At 70.1% G+C, this 25,348-nt stretch carries 19 protein-coding genes, 2 tRNA genes and 1 pseudogene; 15 read left to right on the top strand and 7 right to left on the bottom strand.

Translation table 11 applies throughout. From position 1 onward, the window contains the following. The first annotated feature begins 18 nt into the window (after positions 1-18). A tRNA-Gly gene (locus C0010_RS01655) sits at positions 19-89 on the top strand. A gap of 98 nt (positions 90-187) precedes the next feature. Here the strand turns inward: C0010_RS01655 and C0010_RS01650 are convergent. From C0010_RS01650 to C0010_RS01645, 3 genes are all read right to left on the bottom strand, one after another. After that, a complete protein-coding gene (locus tag C0010_RS01650) occupies positions 188-3,097 on the bottom strand; it encodes a helix-turn-helix transcriptional regulator (protein ID WP_158685213.1) in 2,910 nt (969 codons plus the stop codon). Continuing rightward, the gene (locus tag C0010_RS14835) at positions 3,097-3,306 is read right to left on the bottom strand and encodes a hypothetical protein (protein WP_158685211.1); all 210 of its coding nucleotides are present in this window, start codon (positions 3,304-3,306) and stop codon (positions 3,097-3,099) included. Before C0010_RS14835 ends, C0010_RS01650 begins: the two co-directional genes overlap by 1 nt. A gap of 126 nt (positions 3,307-3,432) precedes the next feature. Beyond that, the gene (locus tag C0010_RS01645; RefSeq protein WP_105565305.1) at positions 3,433-3,720 is read right to left on the bottom strand and encodes a putative quinol monooxygenase; all 288 of its coding nucleotides are present in this window, start codon (positions 3,718-3,720) and stop codon (positions 3,433-3,435) included. Positions 3,721-3,858: 138 nt separating this feature from the next. On the opposite strand from C0010_RS01645, the gene C0010_RS01640 reads away from it, so the two are divergent. The 8 genes from C0010_RS01640 to clpX all read left to right on the top strand — a co-directional run bounded on the left by C0010_RS01640 (position 3,859) and on the right by clpX (position 12,119). Further along, positions 3,859-5,493: a DUF5979 domain-containing protein gene (locus C0010_RS01640; protein WP_105565304.1), complete on the top strand. Its 1,635-nt coding sequence runs from the start codon at positions 3,859-3,861 to the stop codon at positions 5,491-5,493. Between the two features lie 83 nt (positions 5,494-5,576). After that, on the top strand, positions 5,577-6,281 hold the full coding sequence (locus C0010_RS01635) for a Crp/Fnr family transcriptional regulator (RefSeq protein WP_105609284.1): 705 nt from the start codon (positions 5,577-5,579) through the stop codon (positions 6,279-6,281). 77 nt (positions 6,282-6,358) lie between these two features. Then, a tRNA-Pro gene (locus C0010_RS01630) sits at positions 6,359-6,432 on the top strand. A gap of 68 nt (positions 6,433-6,500) precedes the next feature. Further along, positions 6,501-7,841 (top strand): trigger factor, encoded by a 1,341-nt coding sequence (gene tig / locus C0010_RS01625; RefSeq protein ID WP_105565302.1) that lies wholly within the window; start codon positions 6,501-6,503, stop codon positions 7,839-7,841. A gap of 105 nt (positions 7,842-7,946) precedes the next feature. After that, positions 7,947-9,290 (top strand): uracil-xanthine permease family protein, encoded by a 1,344-nt coding sequence (locus C0010_RS01620; protein WP_105565301.1) that lies wholly within the window; start codon positions 7,947-7,949, stop codon positions 9,288-9,290. A gap of 104 nt (positions 9,291-9,394) precedes the next feature. After that, entirely contained in the window at positions 9,395-9,988 is a 594-nt protein-coding gene (locus tag C0010_RS01615; RefSeq protein ID WP_174150237.1) for an ATP-dependent Clp protease proteolytic subunit, read from the top strand. Positions 9,989-10,008: 20 nt separating this feature from the next. After that, positions 10,009-10,665, top strand: a complete 657-nt coding sequence (locus C0010_RS01610; protein WP_105565300.1) for an ATP-dependent Clp protease proteolytic subunit — start codon at positions 10,009-10,011, stop codon at positions 10,663-10,665. A 182-nt stretch (positions 10,666-10,847) separates the two neighbouring features. After that, positions 10,848-12,119, top strand: coding sequence for an ATP-dependent Clp protease ATP-binding subunit ClpX (clpX, locus tag C0010_RS01605; RefSeq protein ID WP_105565299.1), 1,272 nt, complete (start codon positions 10,848-10,850; stop codon positions 12,117-12,119). A gap of 73 nt (positions 12,120-12,192) precedes the next feature. Here clpX and C0010_RS01600 read toward each other — a convergent pair whose 3' ends face one another. Together C0010_RS01600 and valS are read right to left on the bottom strand one after the other, a co-directional pair. Then, on the bottom strand, positions 12,193-12,426 hold the full coding sequence (locus C0010_RS01600; RefSeq protein ID WP_105565298.1) for a hypothetical protein: 234 nt from the start codon (positions 12,424-12,426) through the stop codon (positions 12,193-12,195). Between the two features lie 4 nt (positions 12,427-12,430). Then, the gene (gene valS, locus C0010_RS01595; RefSeq protein ID WP_105565297.1) at positions 12,431-14,998 is read right to left on the bottom strand and encodes a valine--tRNA ligase; all 2,568 of its coding nucleotides are present in this window, start codon (positions 14,996-14,998) and stop codon (positions 12,431-12,433) included. An 818-nt stretch (positions 14,999-15,816) separates the two neighbouring features. Between valS and C0010_RS15210 the strand changes: the two are divergent. Together C0010_RS15210 and C0010_RS15385 are read left to right on the top strand one after the other, a co-directional pair. Further along, a pseudogene (locus tag C0010_RS15210) lies at positions 15,817-15,891 on the top strand (hypothetical protein); the annotation flags it as partial. A gap of 344 nt (positions 15,892-16,235) precedes the next feature. After that, positions 16,236-16,655 carry an endonuclease domain-containing protein gene (locus C0010_RS15385; protein WP_332835776.1) on the top strand — a complete coding sequence of 140 codons (420 nt, stop codon included), beginning with the start codon at positions 16,236-16,238 and terminating at the stop codon, positions 16,653-16,655. 564 nt (positions 16,656-17,219) lie between these two features. Here C0010_RS15385 and C0010_RS01585 read toward each other — a convergent pair. After that, the gene (locus C0010_RS01585; protein WP_198410785.1) at positions 17,220-18,371 is read right to left on the bottom strand and encodes an NAD(P)H-dependent glycerol-3-phosphate dehydrogenase; all 1,152 of its coding nucleotides are present in this window, start codon (positions 18,369-18,371) and stop codon (positions 17,220-17,222) included. Between the two features lie 534 nt (positions 18,372-18,905). On the opposite strand from C0010_RS01585, the gene ileS reads away from it, so the two are divergent. Genes ileS through ndk form a run of 4 tightly spaced genes read left to right on the top strand, consistent with a single transcriptional unit; the run spans position 18,906 to position 24,433 of the window. Beyond that, the gene (gene ileS / locus C0010_RS01580) at positions 18,906-22,235 is read left to right on the top strand and encodes an isoleucine--tRNA ligase (protein ID WP_105565296.1); all 3,330 of its coding nucleotides are present in this window, start codon (positions 18,906-18,908) and stop codon (positions 22,233-22,235) included. Then, positions 22,232-23,581 carry a bifunctional folylpolyglutamate synthase/dihydrofolate synthase gene (locus tag C0010_RS01575; RefSeq protein ID WP_105565295.1) on the top strand — a complete coding sequence of 450 codons (1,350 nt, stop codon included), beginning with the start codon at positions 22,232-22,234 and terminating at the stop codon, positions 23,579-23,581. The genes ileS and C0010_RS01575 overlap by 4 nt, the downstream gene beginning before the upstream one ends. Then, positions 23,578-23,982 (top strand): DUF4233 domain-containing protein, encoded by a 405-nt coding sequence (locus C0010_RS01570; protein ID WP_105565294.1) that lies wholly within the window; start codon positions 23,578-23,580, stop codon positions 23,980-23,982. The genes C0010_RS01575 and C0010_RS01570 overlap by 4 nt, the downstream gene beginning before the upstream one ends. 37 nt (positions 23,983-24,019) lie before the next feature. Then, positions 24,020-24,433 (top strand): nucleoside-diphosphate kinase, encoded by a 414-nt coding sequence (ndk, locus tag C0010_RS01565; protein ID WP_105565293.1) that lies wholly within the window; start codon positions 24,020-24,022, stop codon positions 24,431-24,433. Positions 24,434-24,484: 51 nt separating this feature from the next. Here the strand turns inward: ndk and C0010_RS01560 are convergent, their stop codons facing one another. Then, positions 24,485-25,081 (bottom strand): vitamin K epoxide reductase family protein, encoded by a 597-nt coding sequence (locus tag C0010_RS01560; protein ID WP_105565292.1) that lies wholly within the window; start codon positions 25,079-25,081, stop codon positions 24,485-24,487. Positions 25,082-25,348: the final 267 nt, after the last annotated feature.

Raw genomic sequence — 25,348 nt, 5'->3', positions numbered from 1 at the left:
CGCTGCCGAGGGCAGTGCGGGGATGTAGCTCAATGGTAGAGCCCCAGTCTTCCAAACTGGTCACGCGGGTTCGATTCCCGTCATCCCCTCTGAGATGAACCCCCGATCCGTTCGGGGGTTCTCGCGTACCGGGGCGCGCCCGGCATCCGGCGGCCAGCGCAGCGGATGCCGGATCCGGGTGCGCACCCTAGCGCTCGATCGCGTCGCGTGCGGCGAGGTGCGCGGCCTCGGTGCGGCTCGACGCGCCGAGCTTGCGCAGGATCGACGACACGTGCACGCTCGCCGTCTTCGTGCTGATGAAGAGGCGCTGACCGATCTGGCCGTTGCTGAGGCCCTCCGCGACGAGCGCCAGCACCTGCTCCTCGCGCTCGGTGAGCGCACCGGTGCCACGGCGGGGCCGGCCGGCGGAGACGAACCCGGCGTCGGCCGCGAGCTCGACGGCACGTTCGCGCATCGAGGTCACGCCGCGCGATTCGGCCGCATCGATCGCATCGGCCAGGACATCGCGCGCGTCCCCCCGCGCGCCCTCGGCGATGAGAGCTTCGCCCAGCCGCACCAGGACGTAGGGCTGGACGTGCGCGGGAGCGCGGTCGTCACGAGCCGCCGCGAGCGCGGCGCGCCACCCGTCGGCCGTCCCCGCGAGCTCGGCGTCGATGATCGGTGCCCACACGTCGTGCGCGGGCCACGCATCGACGGCCGCGACGAGCGCGCGCAGCCGCGGCTCGGCGTGGGCCGGCGAGGAACCGGATGCTCGCGCCGCCGCGATGGTCCGTGCGATCGGCCACGCGCAGGTGTGCACCCTGCCGGCGCACAGACGGGCCGGGTCTGCCTCGAGCAGCGGCGCCGCGTGCTCCCAGGCCGCCGCGACGTCGCCGAGGGCTAGGGAGGCCTCCATCGCGACCCGGCTGACGCCCATGAACGACTGCACCTCGGCGGCCATCCTCGATGCGAGCACCGAGCGCTGTTCGCGCAGCAGCGCATCGGCGGCTCCGGGGTCGCCCCGCCACGTCAGCATCGTCGCTCTCGTGATGACGAGGTGCGTGCGGTACGACCGGGGCGGTTCCAGGGACATCGCGCGCGCGATGATCGCGTCGGCGCGGTCCCATTCGCCGAGGGCCACGAGCGGCTCGGCGAGGTTCGACGACAGGAGTACGCCCGAGGTGCGCTCGAACCCCAGGCGGCGGGCCGCGTCGACACCCTGCTGCGCGAGCGTGATCGAATGCCGGTACTGGCCGAGCAGCTGGGCCGCGTCCGAGGCATTGACGAAGTAGCGCACCTGCGCGGGGCCGTCCTCCCCGGCGAGCCGCCTGGCCTCCTCGAGCTCCGTCATGGCGCCATCCGCGTCTCCCGTCGAGACCAGGCAGACCGCCGCGATGTTCACCCCGACGGATGCCGTGCGCGCATCTCCGAGCTCCTGCGCCAGAGCGGCGCCGTCCAGGGCGAGCGCACGGGCCTCCTCGACCTCGCCGGCCAGCATCAGGCGGCCGGAGAACGACACCATCACGGCCGCGTGCAGCGCGGCCAGCTGAGGGTCGCGGCCGTCGTCGAGAAGCTCGGCGGCGGTGAGGCACTGGCGATACACGTCGAGCGCCTCGGTGCGCGCGAGCTGGGAGAGGGCCTTCGCCCTGTTGTGCAGCAGCATCGCCTCGTCGACGGTGCCCGGCTCGCATTCCTGCAGCGCCGCGGTGACGAGTGCCAGGCTGCGCTCGAGCTCGCCCGCGTTGCGCAGGTGGGTCGTCGCACGCCCCGCCATCGCGAGCTTCGACATCCCCGCGACGGCCTCGGCATCCGGCACCGCGTCCCACAGGGCCAGAGCGCGCTCGCCGTGCTGTGCGGCCGATGCGAACGCCAACGCGGATCTGGCCTCCCGCGCGGCCCGGATCGTGGCGGGGAACGCGCGCTCCTGGTTGCGCGCCTGGAGCCAATGGTGCGCGATCGCCGCCGAGTGCGGGCGCCCGGTCTCCTCGGCGAGGCGCTCGTACTCGGCGGCGTAGCGCGCGTGGATGCGCTCGTGCTCGCCGGGCAGCACGTCGTCGAGGATCGCCTCGCGCACGAGCGCGTGGCGGAACCGGTAAGCGTCATGATCGGCCTGGATTACCCCGCCGAGCAGTGCCTCGCGTGCGAGGTCGTCGAGGCCGTCGGCGCCCCACACGCGGCTCAACAGCACGTGCTCGACTTCGGTTCCGCCGACGGCCAGTACGCGGGCGAGCCGCTGGGCCGGATCGCCCAGGCGCTCGTACCGGGCGAGCAGCAGCTCGCGCAGCGTCTCCGGAACGACCTGCGCGTCGTCCCCGCCGAACGCGACCAGTTCCTCGACGAAGAAAGGGACGCCTTCGCTGCGGCTCGTCAGACCGTCGAGCTCGGCCTCGGTGAGAGGCGCCCCGCGCAGCTCCTCGGCGAGATCGCGCACCTGGTCGTGCGGCAGCCGCTCCAGCATGATCCGGGCGGCGGCCCGATTGCGCTCGAGCTCGCCGAGGAGACGGCGCACGGGGTGCCCGCGGCCGACGTCATCGGAGCGATAGCTGAACACGAGCAGGACGCGGCCGCCCGTCTGCACGCGCGTGAGGAACTGCAGCAGCCCGAGGCTCGCGGGATCGATCCAGTGCACGTCCTCGAAGACGAGGACGATCGGTTCGTCCTCTGAGGCGGCCTCGAGCACCGTGGCGACGGCCTCGTGGAACTGCTCGACGGGCCCGAGCGCCGTCGGGGCGTCGGCGTCGCGCAGCTCCGGGAACAGCGCGAGCAGCGCGCCCGCCCCCGCGCCTGTCAGCTCGCGGACGCGCTGAGCGCCGAGCTGAATGAGGAGCGGCCGCAGCGCGGGAACGACGGGCGTGTAGGCCGCGGCGACGTCGCCCAGATCGACGCACTGGCCGAAGAGCGCCTGCGAGTCGTCCGCGTGCGCGGCGAGGAACTCGCGCAGCAGTCGGCTCTTGCCGATGCCGGCCTCGCCGCCGATGACGACCGTCCGGGTCGCACCGGCGCGGACGTCGTCGAGCGCGTCGTCGAGCACGCCCAACTCGCTGTCGCGGCCGATGAGCGACGTCACGGACTCGAACTGACTCACGCCCTCATCGTGCCACGGGGCGACGACGCTCATCAGGCCCCTGCGGGTCGGGGAGCGCCTGTGGTCGGGGCGCACGGTGCCGCGGCAGGCACAGCGGCGCCGGCCTCGGCGCCGGCGCCCGCTGTCGACCGCCGTTCCCGCAGCGATCGGCGTCGGGCGATGTTGCGCTCGGCCTCGCGCACGTCGTTCTCGTACCTGCTCATCGCGAACATCCAGTCGGACATCTCGGTCTCCCGTCTCACGGATCGTTCCTGATGATGGAGACGATCCGCTCTGAGGCGGTGGGCGGGCATCGGCAGAACGCCCTATCTTCCGAGGCGACCGGTCCTCCCGCTCGTCCTGAGGTACCTCAGACGCGTTCGGAAGCCTCAGCCCTGCCGGCGTTCGGTCTCGTACTCCCGCCGGATGCCGGCGGTTGCGCGCCCCCATTCGCTCGCAGCGACGCGTTCCTGGTGGGCACGGAAGGCGGACTCGCCGGCGAACTCCTCGTCGACGGTCCACACGAGCGGGTCGTCCGTGGAGAGCACCTCGAACCGGATGCACCCGGGCTCTGCGCGGGTCAGTTCGACGTGTCGCGGCAGATGCGCGCCGACGAGCTCCGCCTCGGCCGCATCGGAGCACATCAACCGGCCTCGGAGCAGAACTCGCATCGACATGAGCACAGCGTAGGGCGCTCGCGCGCTGTCGCATATGCGACAGCCGGCTTGGGCAGGGCGCGTCCTCCGTGGTGGAGTCATGCCTCGTGGCGTTGGGGGACGCCCGTGGAATACCCGAAACCGCCCTGGGGAGGCACCATGAACACACGTACTCGGATCGACTCGCGCCGCACGCTCGCGGGGGTGATCATCGCCGTCGTGCTCGCGGTCTTCGCGTCGCTCGTCGTCGCCGTGCCTGCGCAGGCCGAGGCGAGCGCATCCGTCACGGACCTCTCGTTCGAGACCGACACCGTCGCCGGAGGGCGCTCCGCCGTGCTCTCGGGATCCTGGTCCGTCGCCGATGACGCGACGGGGACGGCGAGCTTTCAGCTCGACCTGCCTCCGGAGCTGCGGGGCCAGGCCCAGTCGTTCGCCGTGGTCGTCGCCGACGGAAGCGAGGTCGGCGTCTGCACCGCGACGAACACGACGTTCCGCTGCGACATCGATCTCGAGTCGCCGTACTACCTGGCGAACCCGGTGAACCGCTCCGGCCAGTTCGAGTTCCGCGTCGACGTGCGCACCGAGGTGACCGAGAGCACCGAGGTCACGTACGAGGTCTCTGAGCACGAAGTGACCATCACGGTCACGCCGAATACGCCGGGCACCTGCACGAACAACTGCGAGTTCACCGGCGTGAAGGCGACGAAGCAGGGCTGGAGCGCGGGCGACGAGCTCTGGTGGTACATCGACCCGCCCGCCGGCGTCGACGGCTTCCGCGACGGCCAGACCGTCGTCATCGAGGACATTCCCGTGGGCAACCACACCGTGGATGCATCGAGCTGGCGCATGTTCGCGACCAACACGATCGCGTCCGTCAACGGGCGCGAGACGCCTGACTTCCAGACGGTCTGGACATCGCAGAACCCGACCGACATCCCGGAGCAGCCCGTCCTGAGCGAGGACGGCCGCACGGTCTCGTTCACGGCGCAGGAGGGGTGGTTCTACCGCTTCTGGCTGCGCACCGACGCCTCTGATGCCGGCGCCTCGGTCGACTACACCAACCGCGCCACGATCACGGTGGGGACCGAGAGCACGACGAGCGTCGAGAAGACGAACACGTGGGCCGGCGGCAACGCCACGGGCATCGGCGAGCGCCTCGCGCGCTTCTCGCTCGAGAAGGACGTCGTCGTCACGGGTGACGCGGGCGCGAAGGAGGTCCTGTCTGCGCAGAGGTACGACGTGCGCTGGTCCGTCGAGCAGCCGGACGGCAGCACCCTCACCGACGTCGTGACCGTGGTTCCGGGGGAGACCTGGCAGTCCGACCTGTTCCCGGCCGGCAGCGTGCTCCATCTCGAAGAGCTCGCGCCGATGGCGCCGGACGGGATCACCTGGACCTCGGCGAGCTTCAGCCAGAACGATTTCGTTCTTCCGGAGCAGTCGAACACCCTCGTCGTTCTGACGAACACGGCGGTCTACGAGGAGCCTCCGGCAGAGGACCCGGGCACGGATGGCCCGAGCACGGATGAGCCGGACACCGAGGAGCCCGACACGGATCAGCCAGAGACGGAGGAGCCTGAGACCGAGGAGCCCGAAACCGAGGAGCCTGAGACGGAGCGGCCCGAGACCGAGCAGCCCGAGACGGAGCAGCCGGCGACGTCGGAGCAGCCCGCGGCGGACGAGGACGACACCCTCGCCGTGACGGGTGCCGAATCGGGCGGGATCGCCGCGGCAGCGGTCGGTCTCATGCTCGCCGGCGGCCTGATCCTTGCCGTGCGCCGCCGCTCGCGGGCCTGACGCTCTCCAGCCGCTGCGGCGGTGCCTCTCATCCCCAGCCGAGGCACCGCCGCAGCTTCGTCGTCGCGTGACTACCATGAGGCATGGGGACGACGCCGATGGGGCGGCAGGTCGCGCGCGCGCTCGCGCTCACGGGATTGCGGGCGGTCGCCGAGCGATTCGCCGGCGGGCGACTGCCGGAATGGGATGCGTTCGCGGAGCGGGCCGCGCTGTGGCGATACGATCCGCGGCAGCGGATGGAGGAGCCGGGCCAGGTCGCGCTGATCCTGCGCGGGCAGGCGAAGCTCGTCACGCGCGACGCCGATGGTGCGGAGACCGTCGAGCAGTTCCTCGGTCGCGGCGACCTGGCCGCCTCGCGGGTAAGGCCGAAATGGGCGGATGCGTCGGCGCCGCCGTTCACGATCTCGCGCTGGTACGGGCGGCGCTGGTCGGTGCCCGACATGGAGCTGCATTCGCTGACCCGCTGCGTCGCGCTGCAGTTCGACGCCGACTTCGCCGCGGAGCTCTCCGAGCGGCACAGCGGGTGGGCGCGCGTCTACTCGGCATTCGTCTGGTCCTACGTCGACATCATGTGGGTGCTGGTCAAGGACGCCCGCGTGAAGACCGCGGCGGAGCGATACGCCGAACTGATGGGGCGGCCGTCCCCGCCGACGGCGGCGACCCAGGGCGAGATCGCCTCCTATCTCTGCATCAGCCGTCAGGCGTTCAACAGGATCCTCGCGGCGTCATCCGGATCGTCGCAAGCCGAGGCGGCTGAGCGGCCGCGCGCTGCGCGGGAGCCCAGCTGAGCCTTGGCAGAACGGGCGGGGCGCGCGATGCCGTAGACTCGTCGAGGCCGTTTCGTGGTCCGCCGTGCGCGGGCGCCCGGGGCGTAGCTCAGCTTGGTAGAGCGCCCGCTTTGGGAGCGGGAAGTCGCAGGTTCGAATCCTGTCGCCCCGACGTACGGCCCCGAAGTCTGAAAGCCCTGCGGAAACGCGCGTGGGTTCGTCACGAGGAGAAGCACCAGAATGGTCAACAGCACCGTCGAGAAGCTCAGCCCGACGCGGGTGAAGCTGCGCATCACGGTCACCCCCGAAGATCTCAAGCCGAGCATCGACAACGCCTACAAGGTGATCGCTCAGGACGTGCAGATCCCCGGCTTCCGCAAGGGCAAGGTCCCGGCTCCGATCATCGATCAGCGCGTCGGCCGCGGCGCCGTCATGGAGCAGGCCGTCAACGACGGCCTCGACGGCTTCTTCCGCGCCGCCGTCAGCGAGCACGAGGTCAAGGTCATGGGCCGCCCGTCGGCCGACATCGCCGAGTGGCCCGCCGAGAAGGACTTCTCGGGCGACCTGATCGTCGACATCGAGACCGACGTGCGCCCCGAGTTCGAGGTGCCGGCGTTCGACGGCATCACCGTCGAGGTCGACGCGATCGAGACCGACGAGGCCGCCGTCGACGAGGAGCTCGACAAGCTCCGCGCCCGGTTCGGCACGCTGGTCACGGTCGACCGCCCCGCGGCGAAGGGCGACTTCGTCGAGCTCGACCTCGTCGCCAAGATCGACGACACCGAGATCGACCGCGCCGAGGGCGTTTCGTACGAGCTCGGCTCGGGCGAGCTGCTCGAGGGCACCGACGAGGCCATCGAGTCGCTCACCGCCGGTGAGGACACGACCTTCACGTCGACGCTCGTCGGCGGCGACCGTGCGGGCGAGCAGGCCGAGGTCTCCGTCTCGGTCAAGGCCGTCAAGGAGCGCGAGCTGCCCGAGGCCGACGACGACTTCGCCCAGATGGCGAGCGAGTTCGACACGATCGCCGAGCTGCGCGAGAGCCTCGGCGAGCAGGCGAACAGCCGCGGAGCGTTCGAGCAGGCCTCCGCTGCACGCGACAAGCTGATCGACGTTCTCCTCGAGAAGGTCGAGATCCCCGTCCCCGAGCAGCTCATCGAGGACGAGGTGCACCGCCACCTCGAGCAGGAGAACCGCCTCGAGGACGACGAGCACCGCGCCGAGGTGGCCGAGGCGAGCGAGAAGCAGTTCCGCACGCAGATCCTGCTCGACGCGATCTCCGAGCAGGAGAACGTGCAGGTCTCGCAGGACGAGTTCACGCAGTACCTGATCCAGTCGGCCGGCCAGTACGGCATGGCGCCGCAGGAGTTCATCCAGGCGATCCAGCAGGGCGGTCAGCTCCCCGCGCTGATGGGTGACGTCGCGCGCAACAAGTCGATCGGCGTCGTGCTCGGCAAGGTGTCGGTCGTCGACACCAACGGCAGCGCCGTCGACGTGTCCGACTTCGTCCCCTCCGACGAGGACGAGACCGATGAGACCCCGGACGAGGCCGAAGAGGCCGCCGAGGAGAAGTCGGAGTAAGACCCTCAGAACGCGGGGCCCGGGCGGAAGCCCGGGCCCCGCGTTCTGCGTGCGCGCCGATAAGGTGAGCGCAGCATCCGGATACCTGAACAGCGAGGAGCCCTCATGCCCCTGTGGACCATTCATGGCGACGGCCGGAGCCTGCCGCCCGGCGAAGTCGTCAAGCCGACCGAGCGGCTCTCGTGGCCCGCGACCTTCGCGATCGGCGCGCAGCACGTCGTCGCCATGTTCGGCGCGACCTTCCTGGTGCCGATCCTGACGGGCTTCCCCGTCTCGACGACGCTCCTGTTCTCCGGCATCGGCACGCTGCTGTTCCTCGTGATCACGCGGAACAAGCTGCCCAGCTACCTCGGGTCGTCGTTCGCCTTCATCGCCCCGATCACGGCCGTGAACGCCGGCCAGACGCTCGAGACCGGCGCCCAGATCACGCAGGCGCTCGTCGGCGTCGTCGCGGCCGGTGCGGTCCTCGCCGTGGTCGGCTTCGTCGTGCAGGCCGTCGGCGTCGGCTGGATCGACAAGCTGATGCCCCCTGTCGTCGCCGGCGCCATCGTCGCGCTCATCGGGTTCAACCTCGCACCCAGCGCGTGGAACAACTTCCAGGCGCAGCCCGAGGTCGCGATGGTGACGCTCGCGGCCACGATCCTGTTCAGCGTGCTGTTCCGCGGCTTCCTCGGCCGCATCTCGATCTTCCTCGGCGTCATCGTGGGGTACGTCACCGCGATCGCCCTGGGCCAGGTCGACTTCTCCGGTATCGGCGACGCCGCCTGGATCGGCCTGCCGCAGTTCCACCTCGTGTCGCTCGGCGACCCCGCGGCCTGGGCGCTCGTGCCGATGTTCCTGCCGGTCGTGCTCGTCCTGATCGCCGAGAACGTCGGCCACGTGCGCGGTGTGGCCACGATGACGAACGACCCTTCGATCAACAAGCACACCGGTCGAGCGCTCATCGCCGATGGCGTGGGCACCGTGATCGCGGGCGGGTTCGGCGGCTCGGGAACGACGACCTACGGCGAGAACATCGGCGTGATGGCCGCGACGCGGGTGTACTCGACGGCGGCCTACTGGGTCGCGGGCGGCGCGGCCATCCTGCTCGCCTTCTCGCCCAAGGTCGGCGTCGTGTTCAACACGATCCCGGCGGGGGTCCTCGGCGGAGTCACGACGGCGCTGTACGGCCTCATCGGCGTCATCGGCATCAAGATCTGGGTCGACAACCGCGTCGACTTCTCGCGCCCCGTGAACCAGTACACCGTCGCCGTCTCGTTCGTGATCGCGGTCGGCGGCTACGCGATGGGCTGGGGCACGTTCCAGCTCGGCGCCATCGTGCTCGGCACGCTCGCGGCGCTCATCATCTACCACCTCGGCAACGCGATCGCCCGCTGGCGCCGCACGGGCGCCGACGACGGCGGCCCGATCCCGGCCGTCGGCGCCGTCGGGGGCGACCCGGAGTCCTGACCCGTTCGCGTCGCGCCCGACGTATGCCCACGGCGAACAGCGGCCTCCCGGGCGAAACCGCGCCGGTAATGTCGTTGACAACGCATCAGGCGAATGGAGTGAGAATGCCCGAACCGCTGATGGCACAGAGTGTCTTCGACCAGCTTCTGAAGGACCGCATTATCTGGCTGGGGTCGGAGGTGCGCGACGACAACGCCAACGAGATCTGCGCCAAGATCCTCCTGCTCGCGGCCGAAGACCCGCAGAAGGACATCTACCTCTACATCAACTCGCCCGGCGGGTCGATCACAGCAGGCATGGCGATCTACGACACGATGCAGTTCGTGCCGAACGACATCGTCACGGTGGGCATCGGCATGGCCGCCTCGATGGGTCAGCTGCTGCTCACGAGCGGCACGAAGGGCAAGCGCTACATCACACCGAACGCGCGCGTGCTGCTGCACCAGCCGCACGGCGGCTTCGGCGGCACGGCCAGCGACATCCAGACCCAGGCACAGCTCATCGTCTCGATGAAGAACCGCCTGGCCGAGATCACGGCCGCGCAGACCGGGAAGTCGGTCGAGCAGATCCATGCCGATGGCGACCGCGACCACTGGTTCACGGCGGAGGAGGCCCTCGACTACGGCTTCGTCGACCACATCCGAGAGAGCGCGAGCGACGTGGCCGGCGGCGGCGGCACCGACCGCGAGGCCAACTGAGGAAGCAAGGGATTTCACAGATGCACACCCCGTACACCCAGACACCGCAGGGCCTCCAGGTTCCCTCGAGCCGCTACATCCTGCCGCAGTTCGAGGAGCGGACGGCCTACGGCTTCAAGCGCCAGGACCCGTACAACAAGCTCTTCGAGGACCGCGTCATCTTCCTCGGCGTGCAGGTCGACGACGCGTCGGCAGATGACGTCATGGCCCAGCTGCTCGTGCTCGAGAGCCAGGATCCCGACCGCGACATCATCATGTACATCAATTCGCCCGGCGGTTCGTTCACCGCGATGACGGCGATCTACGACACGATGCAGTACATCTCGCCCCAGATCCAGACGGTCGTGCTCGGCCAGGCCGCGTCCGCGGCTTCCGTGCTGCTCGCGGCCGGTGCGCCCGGCAAGCGCCTTGCGTTGCCGAACGCCCGCATCCTGATGCATCAGCCGGCGGTCGGCGAGTCAGGTCACGGCCAGGCCTCCGACATCGAGATCCAGGCGGCCGAGATCAACCGGATGCGCACCTGGCTCGAGGAGACCATGGCGCACCACACGAACAAGACGGCGGAAGAGGTCCACAAGGACATCGACCGCGACAAGATCATCGGAGCGGCCGAGGCCGTCGAGTACGGCGTCGTCGACCAGGTGCTGACGACCCGCAAGCGCCAGCCGCTCTCCTGACGCCGGCGGCCGGACTGCTCCGCCGCCCGGCCCACGAGGCCCCGGTCACATCACGATCCGTGCCCGGGGCCTCGCCGTGCCCGGCTCGGCGTTCCGCGCGGTGCCGTGTTGCGTCGGGGAGTGTCAGGGGCACCCACTAGGCTCGAGGCAACAGGCTTTCGGCACGATCCACAGGAGGCTCCATGGCTCGCATCGGTGAGAGCGCCGATCTCTTCAAGTGCTCCTTCTGCGGGAAGAGCCAGAAGCAGGTGCAGCAGCTGATCGCAGGTCCAGGCGTGTACATCTGCGACGAATGCGTCGAGCTGTGCAACGAGATCATCGAGGAGCGGATGGCCGAGGCCTCCGCATCCGATGGCGCCGACGGCGAGTTCGAGCTGCCCAAGCCGCGCGAGATCTACGACTTCCTCGAGGAGTACGTGATCGGCCAGCATGAGGCGAAGCGCTCGCTGTCCGTGGCCGTGTACAACCACTACAAGCGGGTCCGGGCGCGCGGCGAGCTCAAGTCGGCCGATGAGAAAGCCGACGAGGTCGAGGTCGCCAAGAGCAACATCCTGATGCTGGGTCCGACCGGCACCGGCAAGACCTACCTCGCGCAGACCCTCGCGAAGCGACTGAACGTGCCGTTCGCGGTCGCCGACGCGACGGCGCTCACGGAGGCCGGCTACGTCGGCGAAGACGTCGAGAACATACTCCTGAAGCTGCTTCAGGCGGCCGACTACGACGTCAAGCGCGCCGAGACCGGCATCATCTACATCGACGAGATCGACAAGGTCGCGCGCAAGGCCGAGAACCCATCGATCACCCGCGACGTCTCGGGCGAGGGCGTCCAGCAGGCGCTCCTGAAGATCATCGAGGGGACCGTCGCGCAGGTGCCGCCGCAGGGTGGCCGCAAGCACCCCAACCAGGAGTTCCTCTCGCTCGACACGACGAACGTGCTGTTCATCGTGGCCGGCGCGTTCGCGGGCCTCGAAGACATCGTCTCGTCCCGAATCGGGCGGCACGGCGTCGGCTTCGGCGCCCCGCTGCACGACAAGACGAAGGCCGACACACTCTTCAGCGAGGTGCAGCCGGAGGACCTGCATAAGTTCGGCCTCATCCCCGAGTTCATCGGCCGCCTGCCGATGGTGACGTCGGTGAACCCGCTCGACCAGGAGGCCCTGGTCGAGATCCTCACGACCCCGCGCAACGCGCTCGTCAAGCAGTACCAGCGCATGTTCGCGTTCGACGACGTCGAGCTCGAGTTCGACGACGAGGCGCTGCGTGCGATCGCCGACCTCGCGGCCGATCGGAAGACGGGTGCGCGCGGCCTGCGCGCGATCCTCGAAGACGTGCTCGGCCCGATCATGTTCGAGATCCCCAGCGATGACGAGGTCGACAAGGTCATCGTGACGAAGGCGGCCGTCGAGGGCGGCGAGCCGACCCGCGTGTACCGCGAGCGCCGCAGGAGCGCGTAGCACCCGACGACGCAGAAGAGGAACCCGGCTCCTGAGTGGAGCCGGGTTCCTCTTCTGTCCCGTGCGTGCCGCTTCAGGCCATCGGATCGAACGTGCTCGTCACGGCGGTGCCCGAGGCGTCGAGCGTGACCTCGATTCCGGTGGCGAGCTCCGCGATGGGGCGGCCCTCCAACCAGGTGAGCGTCCAGGACGGCGCGGCGCCCTGTTGGGCGAGCGTCTGGTCGATGCGGGCGATCTCCGCGCGCAGTGCTTCCGGGACCGATGACGGGGGTTCTGCCCCCGCGGCCCACCTGGTTCCGAGCTTCATGGCGTTACCCCTCCTGCGGTGCCAGCTCGATCCCGGTGACGGCGAGATCTTCGCCCTCTTCGAAACCGAGCGTCTCGATCCGGCCGACGGCCTTGAGATCTGCCTCGGCCAGCTTCAGCAGCTGCATCTGATCGGCGGGGGCGACGACGGTTGCCGACGTCACCGCCGTCTTCTGCGATGCCTTAGCCTCCGTCTTAGCACGGCGGATCGTGATCAGGGCCTGGCTCGCCGCAGTGAGCACAGCCGGGTCGCCGGCGGCGCCCGACGGCGAGGGCCATTCGGCGTTGTGCACCGACCCCGGCTGGAACCAGCTCCAGACCTCTTCCGTCGCGAACGACACGACCGGCGCGAGCAGCCGCAGCAGCGTCGACAGCGCCGCGCGCAGGGCCGCGGCGGCCGAGGCCCCCGCGTCCCCGCCCGAGTACGCGCGCTCCTTCACCATCTCCAGGTAGTCGTCGCAGAAGGTCCAGAAGAACTCCTCCGTGACCTGCAGGGCCCGGGCGTGGTCGTACGCATCGAGCGCGGCGGTCGCCTGCTCGATGACGCGGTCGAGCTCGGCGAGCATCGAGAGGTCGAGCGGCTCCGTGACCTCCGCGCCGTCGGGCGCCTCGAAGCCGAGCACGAACTTCGCCGCGTTCAGCACCTTGATCGCGAGGCGGCGGCCGATCTTGATCTGCGTCGGGTTCTGCGGGTCGAAGGCCGCGTCCGCACCCAGTCGGCTCGACGCGGCCCAGTACCGGACGGCGTCCGAGCCGTGCTTGTCGAGGATGTCGGCCGGCGTGACGACGTTGCCCTTCGACTTCGACATCTTCTTGCGATCGGGGTCGACGATGAAGCCGGAGATCGACGCGTGCCGCCACGCCGTCCGGTCGTCCTGCAGAGCGCTGCGCAGCAGCGTCGAGAACAGCCAGGTGCGGATGATGTCCTGGCCCTGCGGTCGGGTGTCGAAGGGCGCGACGAGGTCCCACAGCTCGGGGTCCCGCTCCCAGCCGCCGGCGAGCTGCGGCGTCAGCGAGCTCGTCGCCCAGGTGTCGAACACGTCGGACTCCGCCTCGAAGCCGCCAGGCACACCGCGCTGGTCCTCGCGGTAGCCGGACGGCGCCTGGCTCGTCGGGTCGATCGGCAGTTCAGCGGCATCCGGGACGATCACGTTGCCGAAGTCCCGCTCACCGTTCTCGTCGAGCGGGTACCACACGGGGATCGGGACGCCGAAGAAGCGCTGGCGCGAGACGAGCCAGTCGCCCGAGAGGCCGTTCACCCAGTTCTCGAAGCGCACGCGCATGAACTCCGGGTGCCACTCGATCTCGTCGCCGAGCTCGAGCAGCTTCGCCTTCAGCTCTTCGTCACGAGCGCCGTTGCGGACGTACCACTGGCGCGTCGAGACGATCTCGAGGGGGCGGTCGCCCTTCTCGAAGAACTTCACGGGGTGGTTGAAGCTCGCGCCGGTGCTCACGAGCTCGCCGGTCTCAGTGAGCTTCTCGATCATGAGCTTCTGTGCGCTGAACACCGTCTTGCCTGCGATGTCCGCATAGGCGGTACGGCCCGCCTCGCTCGTGATGGCCTCGGGCGCGTCGGCGACCACGCGGCCGTCCTTGCCGATGATGGTGCGGTTCGGCAGGTCGAGCTCGCGCCACCAGATGATGTCTGTCACGTCACCGAAGGTGCAGATCATCGCGATGCCCGAGCCCTTGTCGGGTTGCGCGAGCTGGTGGGCCAGCACGGGCACCTCGACGTCGAAGAGCGGGGTCCGCACGGTCTTGCCGAAGTGCGGCTGGTAGCGCTCGTCATCCGGATGCGCGACGAGGGCCACGCACGCGGCGAGCAGCTCGGGTCGCGTCGTCTCGATGTGGATGTCGCCGGAGCCGTCGGTCTTGTGGAACGCCAGGCGGTGGTACGCTGCGGGGCGCTCGCGGTCCTCGAGCTCGGCCTGCGCGATCGCCGAGCGGAAGTCCACGTCCCAGAGCGTCGGCGCGAGCGCCTGGTAGGCCTCGCCTCGCTCGAGGTTCTTCAGGAACGCGAGCTGGCTCGTCCGGATCGTGTCGTCGCTGATCGTGCGGTACGTCTGCGTGTAGTCGACCGACAGGCCGAGCTGGCGGAACAGGTCTTCGAACGTCTTCTCGTCTTCGACCGTGAGCTTCTCGCAGAGCTCGATGAAGTTGCGGCGGCTGATGGGCACCTGGTCGGCGGCCTTGATGTTCTTGGTCGTGCCCTCGAACGGCGGCACGAAGTCGGGGTCGTACGGCAGCGACGGGTCGCAGCGCACGCCGTAGTAGTTCTGCACGCGGCGCTCGGTCGGCAGGCCGTTGTCGTCCCAGCCGATCGGGTAGAAGACCTGCTTGCCGCGCATGCGCTCGAACCGGCTCTTCACATCGGTGTGCGTGTAGCTGAACACGTGGCCGATGTGGAGCGAGCCCGACGCGGTCGGCGGGGGAGTGTCGACGGAGTAGACGCCGGCACGGCCCACGGAGCGGGCGGCGTCGCGGTCGAAGAGGTAGGTGCCGTCGTTCTCCCAGCGCTCACCCCACTTCGCTTCGAGGCCTTCCAGTGCGGGCTTGTCGGGGATCTCGGGCATGCGCGCTCCTCATATGTGCGGCACGGTGTGTGCGTGCCAGAAGTGGGGTTTCCGCCATCCTACAGACGTCGCCCGCGCGTTCCCCGGGCACGCCTCGCCCGCAACGGGGCGCACTCCCGCGGCGTGCGCTCGGCGATCGGGGCGCGCCCGTGCGACGAGCCAGCGCCCTGCGCGCGACGCGTTGCCCGCCCGCGCCGGATCGAGGAGATCCCGCAACATCGAGGAGGGATCCTGCGAGAACGTCCTGGATATTGCGATTTCTCCTCGGTATGGCGCGCTCGGCGATCGGGCTCGCCAGCGCGGCGGGTTGCTCGGGGTACGAGGCACGTCCGTTCGACGAGCGCGCACTCTTCACCCGGCCTGCGCGCGACGCATCGGCCGCGCGTGTGACGCGCTGCCCGCCCGCGCCGGATCGAGGAGATCCCGCACCATCGAGGAGGTCTCCTGCGAGAACGTCCTCGCTATTGCGGTTCCTCCTCGATATGGCGCGCTCGGCGAACGGGGCGCGACAGCGCGGCGAGCGCGCACCCTGCGTGTGACGCGCTGCCCGCCCGCGTGACGCGTTGCCGGCCCGCGCCGGATCCAGGAGATTCCGCACCATCGAGGAGGAATCCTGAGGAAGCCTCCGCGCAGCTGCGGCTTCTCCTCGCCGGTGGGTGCGCACGCGCACTCGCGAACGGCCGCGATGTGCGCGAGCGCGCATTCTCCGCGGTCGGAGAGAGGCGAGCCCTCGCCCACAGGCCGCGATCGACGCGCGGCCGCGTGCACAGGCCTCCGCACGAGCGGTCGGAGCCCGGCGCCGGTGTGACGCTGGGGGCATGAACCTGATCGATGCTGTCGCGGCCCGGGGCGGGGCCGCCCGTACGACCGATGCGTGCGACCGAGCGGGCGTCACTCGGTACGCGGCGAGTCGAGCGGTCAGGGCCGGAGCTCTCGTCCGGCCGAGCCACGGATGGCTCGCTCTTCCCAGCGCCGACCCGATGCTGAAGACGGCAGCTCGCACCGGGGTGGTGATCTCCTGCGTGACGAGAGCCGCACGGATGGGCCTGTGGGACGTCGGCGCGGACTGCGTCCATGTGGCCGCGCGCCCGAACGGCGCACTCCGCCGCGATACGTCTGCCGTCGTGCACTGGGCGAAACCCCTGGTGCCGCGCGACCCGGCGCAGCTCGAGGATTCGCTGGAGAACACACTGGCCCTCGTCGCGGAATGCCGGCCGTATGAGGAGGCGCTCACGATTTGGGAGTCAGCGCTCAACCGAGGCTTCATCACGATGGATCACCTGGAGACGCTCCCGTTCCGTCAGAAGGCGCGCCGCCTGTTGGCCGACGCGCAGCCGTTTTCGGACTCCGGCCTGGAGAGCGTTGTCGTGCCGCGCCTGCGTTGGCTGGATCTCCCCCCCTCTATCGGCAGACCTGGTTGTTGGGCCATCGGGTCGATCTGCTCATCGGCGAGCGTCTCCTGCTGCAGATCGACGGTGCTCATCACGTCGACGCGCAGCGCCGGCGCGACATCGAGCACGACGCTGCTCTTCGCCTCGCGGGCTACCACGTCATCCGGGTCGACTACGTGCAGATCGTCTCGGATTGGCCTCGCACGCAGGACGCGATCCTCGGCGCGATCGCCCGAGGTCTGCACCTCGCGCGCCCATCGCGCTGACGCGCCGCGGTGCGGGTACGGCCTGGCGAACAGCATCCATGTCACCGCAGGCGTCTCCGCCGAACTCGCCATCGATGGTGCTGCACACCCACGGAACGGCACGATGCCGGCCCGCGCCCCGGATTCAGGCGAACGGCGCGACGACAGGCGACCCGTCGCGCCGGCGCACCCCGGTCCCGGGGCGCGACGCATCGAGGAGGATCCGCAGTATCGAGGAGGTTTTCGCGGGATTCGTCCTCGATGTTGCGGGATCTCCTCGATCTGGTGCGGGCGGGCGGCCCGTCACACGGGCGGATCGCGCGTCGAGGGAAGGGCGCGCTGGTCACACGTCAGGGCAGCGCGGCGCGGGAAGAGTGCGAGCCCGTCGCGCGCGTACCCCGCCTCCCCCGAGCAACTCGCCGCGCTCGTGCGCCCCGGTCGTGGGGCGCGCCATATCGAGGAGGATCCGCAAGATCGAGGAGGTTTTCGCCGGATTCGTCCTCGATATTGCGGGATCTCCTTTATCTGGCGCGGCGGGGCGCTGCGCCTGCCCGCGGATTCGGCGCTGGCGTCGAGCTCTCCGGATCAGGCGTTGAGGTCCTCGAAGCGCTTCTCGACCGCCTCGACGGCGGGGTGGGCGATCTGGAGGTCGAGGGCGCGCGGCTCCGCGCCGATGGGGGACGACCAGAACGCGGCGAAGGCGTCGCCGATCGGCTCGCCGTCGTCGACGATCGCGCGCACCATCTCGCAGATGGGCATCGTGAGGCCGAGCGTGCGGGCGAGGTCGGTCGCGGTCACGGCGTTGTGCCGCCCCTCGACGACCACCGGGCGACCGTCGAAGACCTCTTCATCGCTGCGCCCCTGGCCGCGCTGGAAGCCGTACGAGAAGTTGCGCGACTGCGGTGACGAGCAGGTCAGCATCAGGTCGCCGAGCCCGCCGAGGCCCGTGACGGTCTCGCGGCTGCCGCCGAGTTTGACGGCGAGCTCCTTCATCTCGCTGAGCCCGCGCGTGATGATCGCGGCTCGGGAGTTCTCGCCGAAGCCGGCGCCGGCGAGGATGCCGCACGCGATCGCGATGACGTTCTTGATCGCGCCGCCGACCTCGACGCCGGGCAGATCGTCCGAGATGTAGGGGCGGAACGCTCCCGTCGCGAGCGAGAGCGCCATTCGGGCGGCGGCGCGCTCGGCCGGGGGCGTGCGCACGCCGGAATCGCAGGCCATCGTCACCGCGGTCGGGTGGCCGGCCGCTGTCTCGGTGGCGAAGGTCGGGCCCGTGATCGCACCGATCGGGCGGCCGGGTGCCGCCTCAGCGGCGACCTCGCTCATCAGCAGGCCGGAGCCGGACTCGATGCCCTTCGCACACACGAAGATCGGTGCGCCGGGAGGCGCAAGTTCGCCGACGCGGCCCGCCATCTGCCGGATGGTCGTCGAGGGCGTCACCAGCAGCACGGCGTCCGCGCCGTCGAGGGCCTCGGCGAGATCAGTCGTCGGCCGGATGCCGCGGGCGAGCTTGATGTCGCCGAGGTAGCGCGAGTTGCGCCGGTTGTCCCGGATGTCGGCGGCGACGGCCTCGTCGCGCAGCCAGAGCGTCGTCTCCCGCCGCGCGCGGGCGGCGACCGACGCGAGGGCCGTTCCGAACGCACCGCCGCCGAGCACAGCGATCCGGTCGTACGGGCGAGGGCCCTTCGGCGCGATGACCGGCAGCGGGCGGGTTTCGAGGGATTCGGGAAGAGTCACGGTACCTTCGCGATCGATCAGGGAGGCGGGTGCGCCTCGCTCACACGATAGGACACGTCGGCCGACGAACGCCGGAGCACGCGCATCTGCGCGCGGAGGCGCCCACAGAGCGTCGGGCCGTTCTGGTTCGGAACGGTCGACGAGGGGCCCGTACGCGAATGCGACGCTCGGAGCGCCGCGCGCCGGATCATCGGGTTTCGACGCGGCCAACGCTGACCCGTACGCGAATGCGACGCGCGGAGCGCAGCGCGCCGGGCCATCCGGTTTCGATACGGCCGAAGGGGGCGTACGCGAGTGCGGCGCGCGGGGCGCGCACTCAGGTGGGAACCGCGTAGAATCGCCTGCAGAGGCGTCGATCCGGCCATCACCGGGGAGCTCGCGGAAGAACGGGGCCCAGGCCCTCACTAGAACCGCGCGGGGCAGGCCCGTCACAGCCGCAGTGAGAGGGGCACCTCCGGGTGCAACGCGGGGTGGTACCGCGGCCGCACAGGTCGTCCTCGCAGATCCGAACACCCTTTGGACTGCTGGAGTGAGATGACCTACCCGAAGAGCGCATTCGGCGCCGCGGCCGACGCGGTGACCCCCTCGCCGAGCTTCCCCAGCGTCGAGCGCGAGATCCTCGACTTCTGGGAGAGTGACGACACCTTCCGCGCCTCGATCGCGCAGCGGGAGGGCGCCGAGGAGTGGGTGTTCTACGACGGCCCACCGTTCGCCAACGGCCTGCCGCACTACGGCCACCTCCTCACGGGCTACGCCAAGGACCTGTTCCCGCGCTTCCAGACCATGCGGGGGAAGAAGGTCGACCGCGTCTTCGGGTGGGACACGCACGGCCTCCCCGCGGAGCTCGAGGCGATGAAGCAGCTCGGCATCACCGAGACGAGCCAGATCGAGGAGATGGGGATCGACGCGTTCAACGCGAAGGCCCGCGATTCGGTCCTCGCCTACACGCGCGAGTGGCAGGACTACGTCACCCGCCAGGCGCGCTGGGTCGATTTCGAGAACGGCTACAAGACGCTCAACCCGTCGTTCATGGAGAGCGTGCTCTGGGCGTTCAAGACCCTCTACGACAAGGGCCTCGCCTACGAGGGCTACCGCGTGCTGCCGTACTGCTGGCGCGACGAGACGCCGCTGTCGAACCACGAGCTCCGGATGGACGACGACGTCTACAAGACCCGCCAGGACCCGTCGGTGACGGTCGGGTTCCCGCTGGTCGGTGAGAAGGCGGAAGCGCTCGGCGTCGCGGGCGCCCGGATGCTCGCGTGGACGACGACGCCGTGGACGCTGCCGACGAACGCCGCGCTCGCCGTGGGGCCGGAGATCGTGTACGCGGTCGTCCCCGTCGGCCCCGGTGGGACGAAGGAGGGCATGGCGGGCGAGGAGTTCGTCCTCGCCGAAGAGCTCCTCGCCGGGTACGCGAAGGACCTCGGCTACGCCGAGCCCGCCGACGCGGCCGCGGCCATCCGGACCCGCGTGTCCGGCGCCGAGCTGGGCGGCGCCCGCTACGAGCCGCTGTTCGACTACTTCTCCGACACCGAGACCTGGGGCACCGAGAGCGCCTACCAGGTGCTCGTCGACGACTACGTCTCGACGGGCGACGGCACGGGCATCGTCCACCAGGCGCCCGCCTATGGTGAGGACGACAAGCGCCTGGCCGACGCCGCGGGCATCCCGACGATCGTGTCGCTCGCCGACAACGGGACATTCCTCGGGATCGTGCCCGACTTCGCCGGGCAGCTCTGGCTCGACGCGAACTCCGACATCGTCCGCCGCCTGCGCGGCGACGGCCGGCTGCTGCGCCTGCAGTCCTACGAACACAGCTACCCGCACTGCTGGCGGTGCCGCAACCCGCTGATCTACAAGGCGGTCTCGAGCTGGTTCGTGCGCGTCACGGAATTCAAGGACGACCTCCTCGCGAACAACGAGCAGATCACATGGGCGCCCGAGAACGTCAAGCACGGCCAGTTCGGCAAGTGGCTCGAGGGCGCACGCGACTGGTCGATCAGCCGGAACCGCTACTGGGGCTCACCCATCCCGGTCTGGAAGTCGGACGACCCGAACCACCCGCGCGTTGACGTGTACGGCTCGCTCGAAGAGCTCGAGCGCGACTTCGGCCGTCTGCCGCTGGACGAGGCGGGCGAGGTCGACCTGCACCGCCCGTACATCGACGGCCTCACCCGCCCGAACCCGGACGACCCGACCGGCAAGAGCACGATGCGGCGCATCGAGGACGTCTTCGACGTGTGGTTCGACTCCGGATCGATGCCGTTCGCGCAGGTGCACTACCCGTTCGAGAACAAGGAATGGTTCGACACCCACGCGCCGGCGGACTTCATCGTCGAGTACATCGGGCAGACGCGCGGCTGGTTCTACCTCATGCACGTGCTGTCGACGGCGCTGTTCGATCGCCCGGCGTTCACGGGCGTGAGCTGCCACGGCATCGTGCTGGGCAACGACGGCCAGAAGATGTCGAAGTCGCTGCGCAACTACCCGGACGTCAACGAGGTCTTCGACCGCGACGGCTCCGACGCGATGCGCTGGTTCCTGATGTCTTCGTCGGTCCTGCGCGGCGGCAACCTCTCGGTGACGGAGGAGGCTATCCGGGCCGGCGTGCGCGAGTTCATGCTGCCCCTGTGGAACTCGTGGTACTTCTTCTCGACGTACGCCAACGCCACGGGGTACGACGCGAAGCGCTCCGTCGCGTCGACGGACGTGCTCGACCAGTACATCCTGACCCTTCTCGGTGAACTGGTCCGCGACGTCGCCGCCGACCTCGAAGCGCTCGACTCGACCACCGCGAGCGCCCGCCTGCGCGACTTCGCCGAGGTGCTGACGAACTGGTACGTGCGCCGCTCGCGCGACCGCTTCTGGACGGGCGTCACGGACGACCCGAAGAGCACCGAGGCGTTCGACACGATGTACACCGTGCTCGAGACGCTCACCAGGGTCGCCGCCCCGCTGCTCCCTCTCGTCACCGAGCGCGTGTGGCAGGGACTGACGGGGGGCCGCAGCGTGCACCTGACCGATTGGCCGGATGCCGACGAGTTCCCGAACGCCGCCGAGATCCGGACGGCGATGGACTCTGTCAGGGAGGCGTCGAGCGTCGCGAACGCGCTCCGGAAGAAGGAAGGCCTGCGCGTGCGCCTCCCGCTCAGCAAGCTGACGGTCGTCACCGGCGGCACCGCCGAGCTGGCCCAGTTCGAGGACATCCTGCGCGACGAGCTGAACGTCAAGGACGTCGAGCTCGTCGAGCTGGGGGAGACCACGGCCGCCGACTACGGCATCTCGCACCGACTGACCGTGAACGCCCGCGCGGCGGGGCCGCGCCTCGGCAAGCAGGTGCAGGTCGCGATCAGGGCGTCGAAGACGGGCGACTGGTCGGAGAAGGGCGGCGTCGTCACGGCGGGCGGCCTCGACCTCGTCGAGGGCGAGTACGAGCTCGTGCTCGAGACGACGGGGCGGCCCGACGGCGAGGCGCTCGCGCTTCTGCCGAGCGGCGGATTCGTGCTGCTCGACACCGTGATGACCCCGGAACTGGAGGCGGAGGGCCTCGCCCGCGACGCCATCCGGATCGTCCAGGAGGCCCGCAAGAACGCGGGCCTCGACGTGAGCGACCGGATCGTGCTCGCGCTGAACGCGGGCGAGGACGAGGCCGTCGCGCTGCGTGCGCACGCGGAGCTGATCGCCGCCGAGACCCTCGCGACCGCCTTCGCCGTCGAGCCGACGCCGGGGATCGACGGCCTCGTAGATGCCGTGTCGAGCCCCGGCGACGGCGTCTTCCGTTCGGGGAGCCGTGCCCTGGGCACGGCCAAGGCCCCGATCATCGTCACGATCGACGCCCACGGCGCCGAGGAGGGACAGTCATGAGCGACAGGGAACGCGCTGACGCCGTGTACGACGCGCTGCTCGAGCGCGCGGGGGAGCGGTGGGTGCAGCCCCGCAGGGAGCGGACTGCCCGCGCCCTCGAGCTGCTCGCCGACCCGCAGAGCGCGTACCGCGTCGTGCACGTCACGGGGACCAACGGCAAGACGTCGACGGCCCGGATCATCGAGCGGATCATTCGGGCGCACGGGCTGCGCACCGGCCTGTTCACGAGCCCGCACCTGACGCGGTTCACCGAGCGCATACTGATCGACGGCGAGCCCATCGCGGACGCCGCGGTCGCCGATGCGTGGGACGAGATCGAACCGATCATCGGGATCGTCGACGCCGAGCTGGCGGAGGCGGGCGAGGAGCCGCTGACGTTCTTCGAGCTCCTCACGGTTCTCGCCTTCGCGGCGTGCGCCGACGCTCCCGTCGACGTGCTCGTGCTCGAGGTCGGCATGGGCGGCGAGTGGGACTCGACGAACACCGCGGACGGCGACGTCGCGGTCTTCGCACCGATCGCGATGGATCACGCCGACCGGCTGGGCGACACGATCGCGAAAATCGCTCAGGTGAAGGCCGGCATCATCAAACCGGGCGCACGGGTCGTCTCCGCGCGCCAGACGGCCGAGGCAGAGGCGGTGCTGCGGCGCGTCGCGGACGAGCGCGGCGCGGCCATCGCGTTCGAGGGCGCGGAGTTCGCGCTGGAGGACGACAAGCTCGCCGTCGGCGGTCAGCTGGCGTCCATCCGGGGCCTTGCGGGCGCCTACGAGGAGCAGTACATCCCGCTGTTCGGGCACCACCAGGGTGAGAACGCCGCGCTGGCCGTCGCCGCCGTCGAATCGCTGATCGGCGACGGTGCGCAGCAGATCGCCGACAACGTGCTCGCCGAAGGGCTCCAGGAAGTCGTCTCGCCCGGTCGGCTGCAGCTGATCGGCATCGACCCGACCGTCGTCGTCGACGCGGCACACAACCCGCACGGCGCGGCGGCGCTCGCGGCGGCGCTGCGCGGTTCGTTCGACATCGAGGAATGGGGCATCGTGCTCGGCGTTCTCGACGACAAGGACGCGGCAGGCATCATCGCGCAGCTCGGCCCCGTCGCGGCGCACCTGTTCGTCACGGAGCCCGACTCGCCGCGCGCTGCCAGCGCCGACTTCCTCGCCGATCTGATCGAGGCGGCCGGGCAGCGCGTCACGGTCGGCCGCGACCTGGCGGAGGCGGCCGACGCGGCCCGCGCGTGGGCGGCCGAGGGCGACAAGCGCGCCGTCGCGATCGCCGGCTCCGTCGTGCTCGCGGGCGAGGCGATCGCCCTCTCGGAAGAGGACGGCTGGAAGGGCGGCGAGGGATGACCCGTGCGCCGAAGCCGCGCCGCTACCGGCCGCTCCAGGAGAAGATCGGACAGATCGTCCTCGGGTTCGAGGCGATCGTCGCGTTCCTCGCGGGCCTCGTGCTCTACGGCCTGGACGCGCTGGGCGACCTGCCCCCGTGGTGGGGCGTCGTCGCCGGATCGGCCATGGCCGTCCTGTTCATCGTCGCATCCGGGCTGCTCCGGTACCGCTGGGGCTACGGCGTCGGATGGGCGCTGCAGGTCGTGATGCTCCTCGGCGGCTTCCTCGAACCGGGCCTGTTCGTCGCCGGCCTCGTGTTCGGGGCGCTCTGGGCGTACGCCGTCGTGTGGGGCGCCCGCACGGAGGCGCGCGTGCAGCGCCAGCGCGCCGCGCAGGAGCGCGAGCGCGGCGACGAATCCTGACAGACTGTTCCCACACCCCGATTACGAAAGAGGCACTATGGCCACGGAAGAGACCCTTGTCCTCGTCAAGCCCGACGGCGTCGCCCGCGGACTGACCGGAGAGGTCCTCTCGCGCATCGAGCGCAAGGGCTACTCGCTCGTCGACATCCGTCTCGTCGAGCCGAGCCGCGAGCGGCTCGCGCAGCACTACGCCGAGCACGAGGGCAAGCCGTTCTACGAGCCGCTGCTCGACTTCATGATGTCCGGCCCGTCCGTCGCGATCCGCGTCGCGGGCGACCGCGTCATCGAGGGCTTCCGCTCGCTGGCGGGTACGACGGACCCGACGTCCGCCGCACCCGGCACGATCCGCGGCGACCTGGGCCGCGACTGGGGCCTCAAGGTGCAGCAGAACCTCGTGCACGGCTCCGACAGCCCGGAGTCCGCGGCACGCGAGCTCTCCATCTGGTTCTGAGCCGCCGAGAAGCCCTCGCCGTCACGACGGCGAGGGCTTCGTGCATCCGGATCAGAGGAACTCGCGGAGGACGTCCAGGCGGAGCTGGGCGATGATCGCGATGACCGCGAAGCTCGCGACCGTGATGACGGGGACCCAGCCGTACAGCGCCTCGGCGATCTTGGCGGCCCGCCTTCCGAGGGGGATCGCCCCGATCCGGATGGCGTGGAGCGCCACGGCGAAGAACGACGGGATCGTGACGGACCAGGTCGCCATGCACCAGGGGCACAGCGTGCCGAGGTTGAAGATCGACTGGTAGATCAGCCAGCACACGAAGCCGAACGCGAAGGTCATCCCCGCGGTGAACGCCGCCCAGAACCACTTCGGGAAACGCGCGCCGGCGAGCACGGCGACGCCGACGACGAGCGGCGCCATCCAGCCCACCAGGCCGATGAGCGGGTTCGGGAACCCGAACGCGGAGCCCTGCGGCGAGTTCAGGTTCGCCGTGCACTGCACGAGCACGCTGAAGTCGCACGCGGCGCCCTGGCCGGGGTTCTCGTAGGCGTCGAACTTCTCGATCGTCAGCTCGAACGCGGCCGTGAGGCCGACGACCGCGGCGATGATGAGCCAGATTCCGAGCGCCGTGGGGCGCGTCCTCGTCGATGCCATGGTCGGATTATGGCATCGCCGGATGCGCGCGGCCTGCGCTCGCGGCGGGAGATATTCGGCGGCAGGGCCCGCCCGCCGCGCCGGCGAGGAGCGCAACACACCCCGGTATGACGCCGGGGTGGCGCGCGCCGGCGCCGGAGGGTGCGATAATGGCGTGCAAGGCGCAACCCGCGGAACGTTCGCGAACCGCGCTGAAGAGACTTCGAGGCGGAAGCCTCTCGCGACCAGAGCGAACGCCGGTCGACGCAGTTCGCGGGCCAGGGGATG

Source organism: Microbacterium halophytorum (assembly GCF_002970975.1).
Classification (GTDB): Bacteria; Actinomycetota; Actinomycetes; order Actinomycetales; family Microbacteriaceae; genus Microbacterium; species Microbacterium halophytorum.
The sequence above is the reverse complement of the archived record's forward strand: the minus strand, read 5'-3'. Positions and strand labels throughout refer to the sequence as shown.

Coding starts and splice junctions, on each gene's coding strand:
- C0010_RS01650 (WP_158685213.1), bottom strand. CDS start 3,097: ATGAGCGTCGTCGCCCCGTGGCACGATGAGGGCGTGAGTCAGTTCGAG.
- C0010_RS01645 (WP_105565305.1), bottom strand. CDS start 3,720: ATGTCGATGCGAGTTCTGCTCCGAGGCCGGTTGATGTGCTCCGATGCG.
- C0010_RS01640 (WP_105565304.1), top strand. CDS start 3,859: ATGAACACACGTACTCGGATCGACTCGCGCCGCACGCTCGCGGGGGTG.
- C0010_RS01635 (WP_105609284.1), top strand. CDS start 5,577: ATGGGGACGACGCCGATGGGGCGGCAGGTCGCGCGCGCGCTCGCGCTC.
- tig (WP_105565302.1), top strand. CDS start 6,501: ATGGTCAACAGCACCGTCGAGAAGCTCAGCCCGACGCGGGTGAAGCTG.
- C0010_RS01620 (WP_105565301.1), top strand. CDS start 7,947: ATGCCCCTGTGGACCATTCATGGCGACGGCCGGAGCCTGCCGCCCGGC.
- C0010_RS01615 (WP_174150237.1), top strand. CDS start 9,395: ATGCCCGAACCGCTGATGGCACAGAGTGTCTTCGACCAGCTTCTGAAG.
- C0010_RS01610 (WP_105565300.1), top strand. CDS start 10,009: ATGCACACCCCGTACACCCAGACACCGCAGGGCCTCCAGGTTCCCTCG.
- clpX (WP_105565299.1), top strand. CDS start 10,848: ATGGCTCGCATCGGTGAGAGCGCCGATCTCTTCAAGTGCTCCTTCTGC.
- C0010_RS01600 (WP_105565298.1), bottom strand. CDS start 12,426: ATGAAGCTCGGAACCAGGTGGGCCGCGGGGGCAGAACCCCCGTCATCG.
- valS (WP_105565297.1), bottom strand. CDS start 14,998: ATGCCCGAGATCCCCGACAAGCCCGCACTGGAAGGCCTCGAAGCGAAG.
- ileS (WP_105565296.1), top strand. CDS start 18,906: ATGACCTACCCGAAGAGCGCATTCGGCGCCGCGGCCGACGCGGTGACC.
- C0010_RS01575 (WP_105565295.1), top strand. CDS start 22,232: ATGAGCGACAGGGAACGCGCTGACGCCGTGTACGACGCGCTGCTCGAG.
- C0010_RS01570 (WP_105565294.1), top strand. CDS start 23,578: ATGACCCGTGCGCCGAAGCCGCGCCGCTACCGGCCGCTCCAGGAGAAG.
- ndk (WP_105565293.1), top strand. CDS start 24,020: ATGGCCACGGAAGAGACCCTTGTCCTCGTCAAGCCCGACGGCGTCGCC.
- C0010_RS01560 (WP_105565292.1), bottom strand. CDS start 25,081: ATGGCATCGACGAGGACGCGCCCCACGGCGCTCGGAATCTGGCTCATC.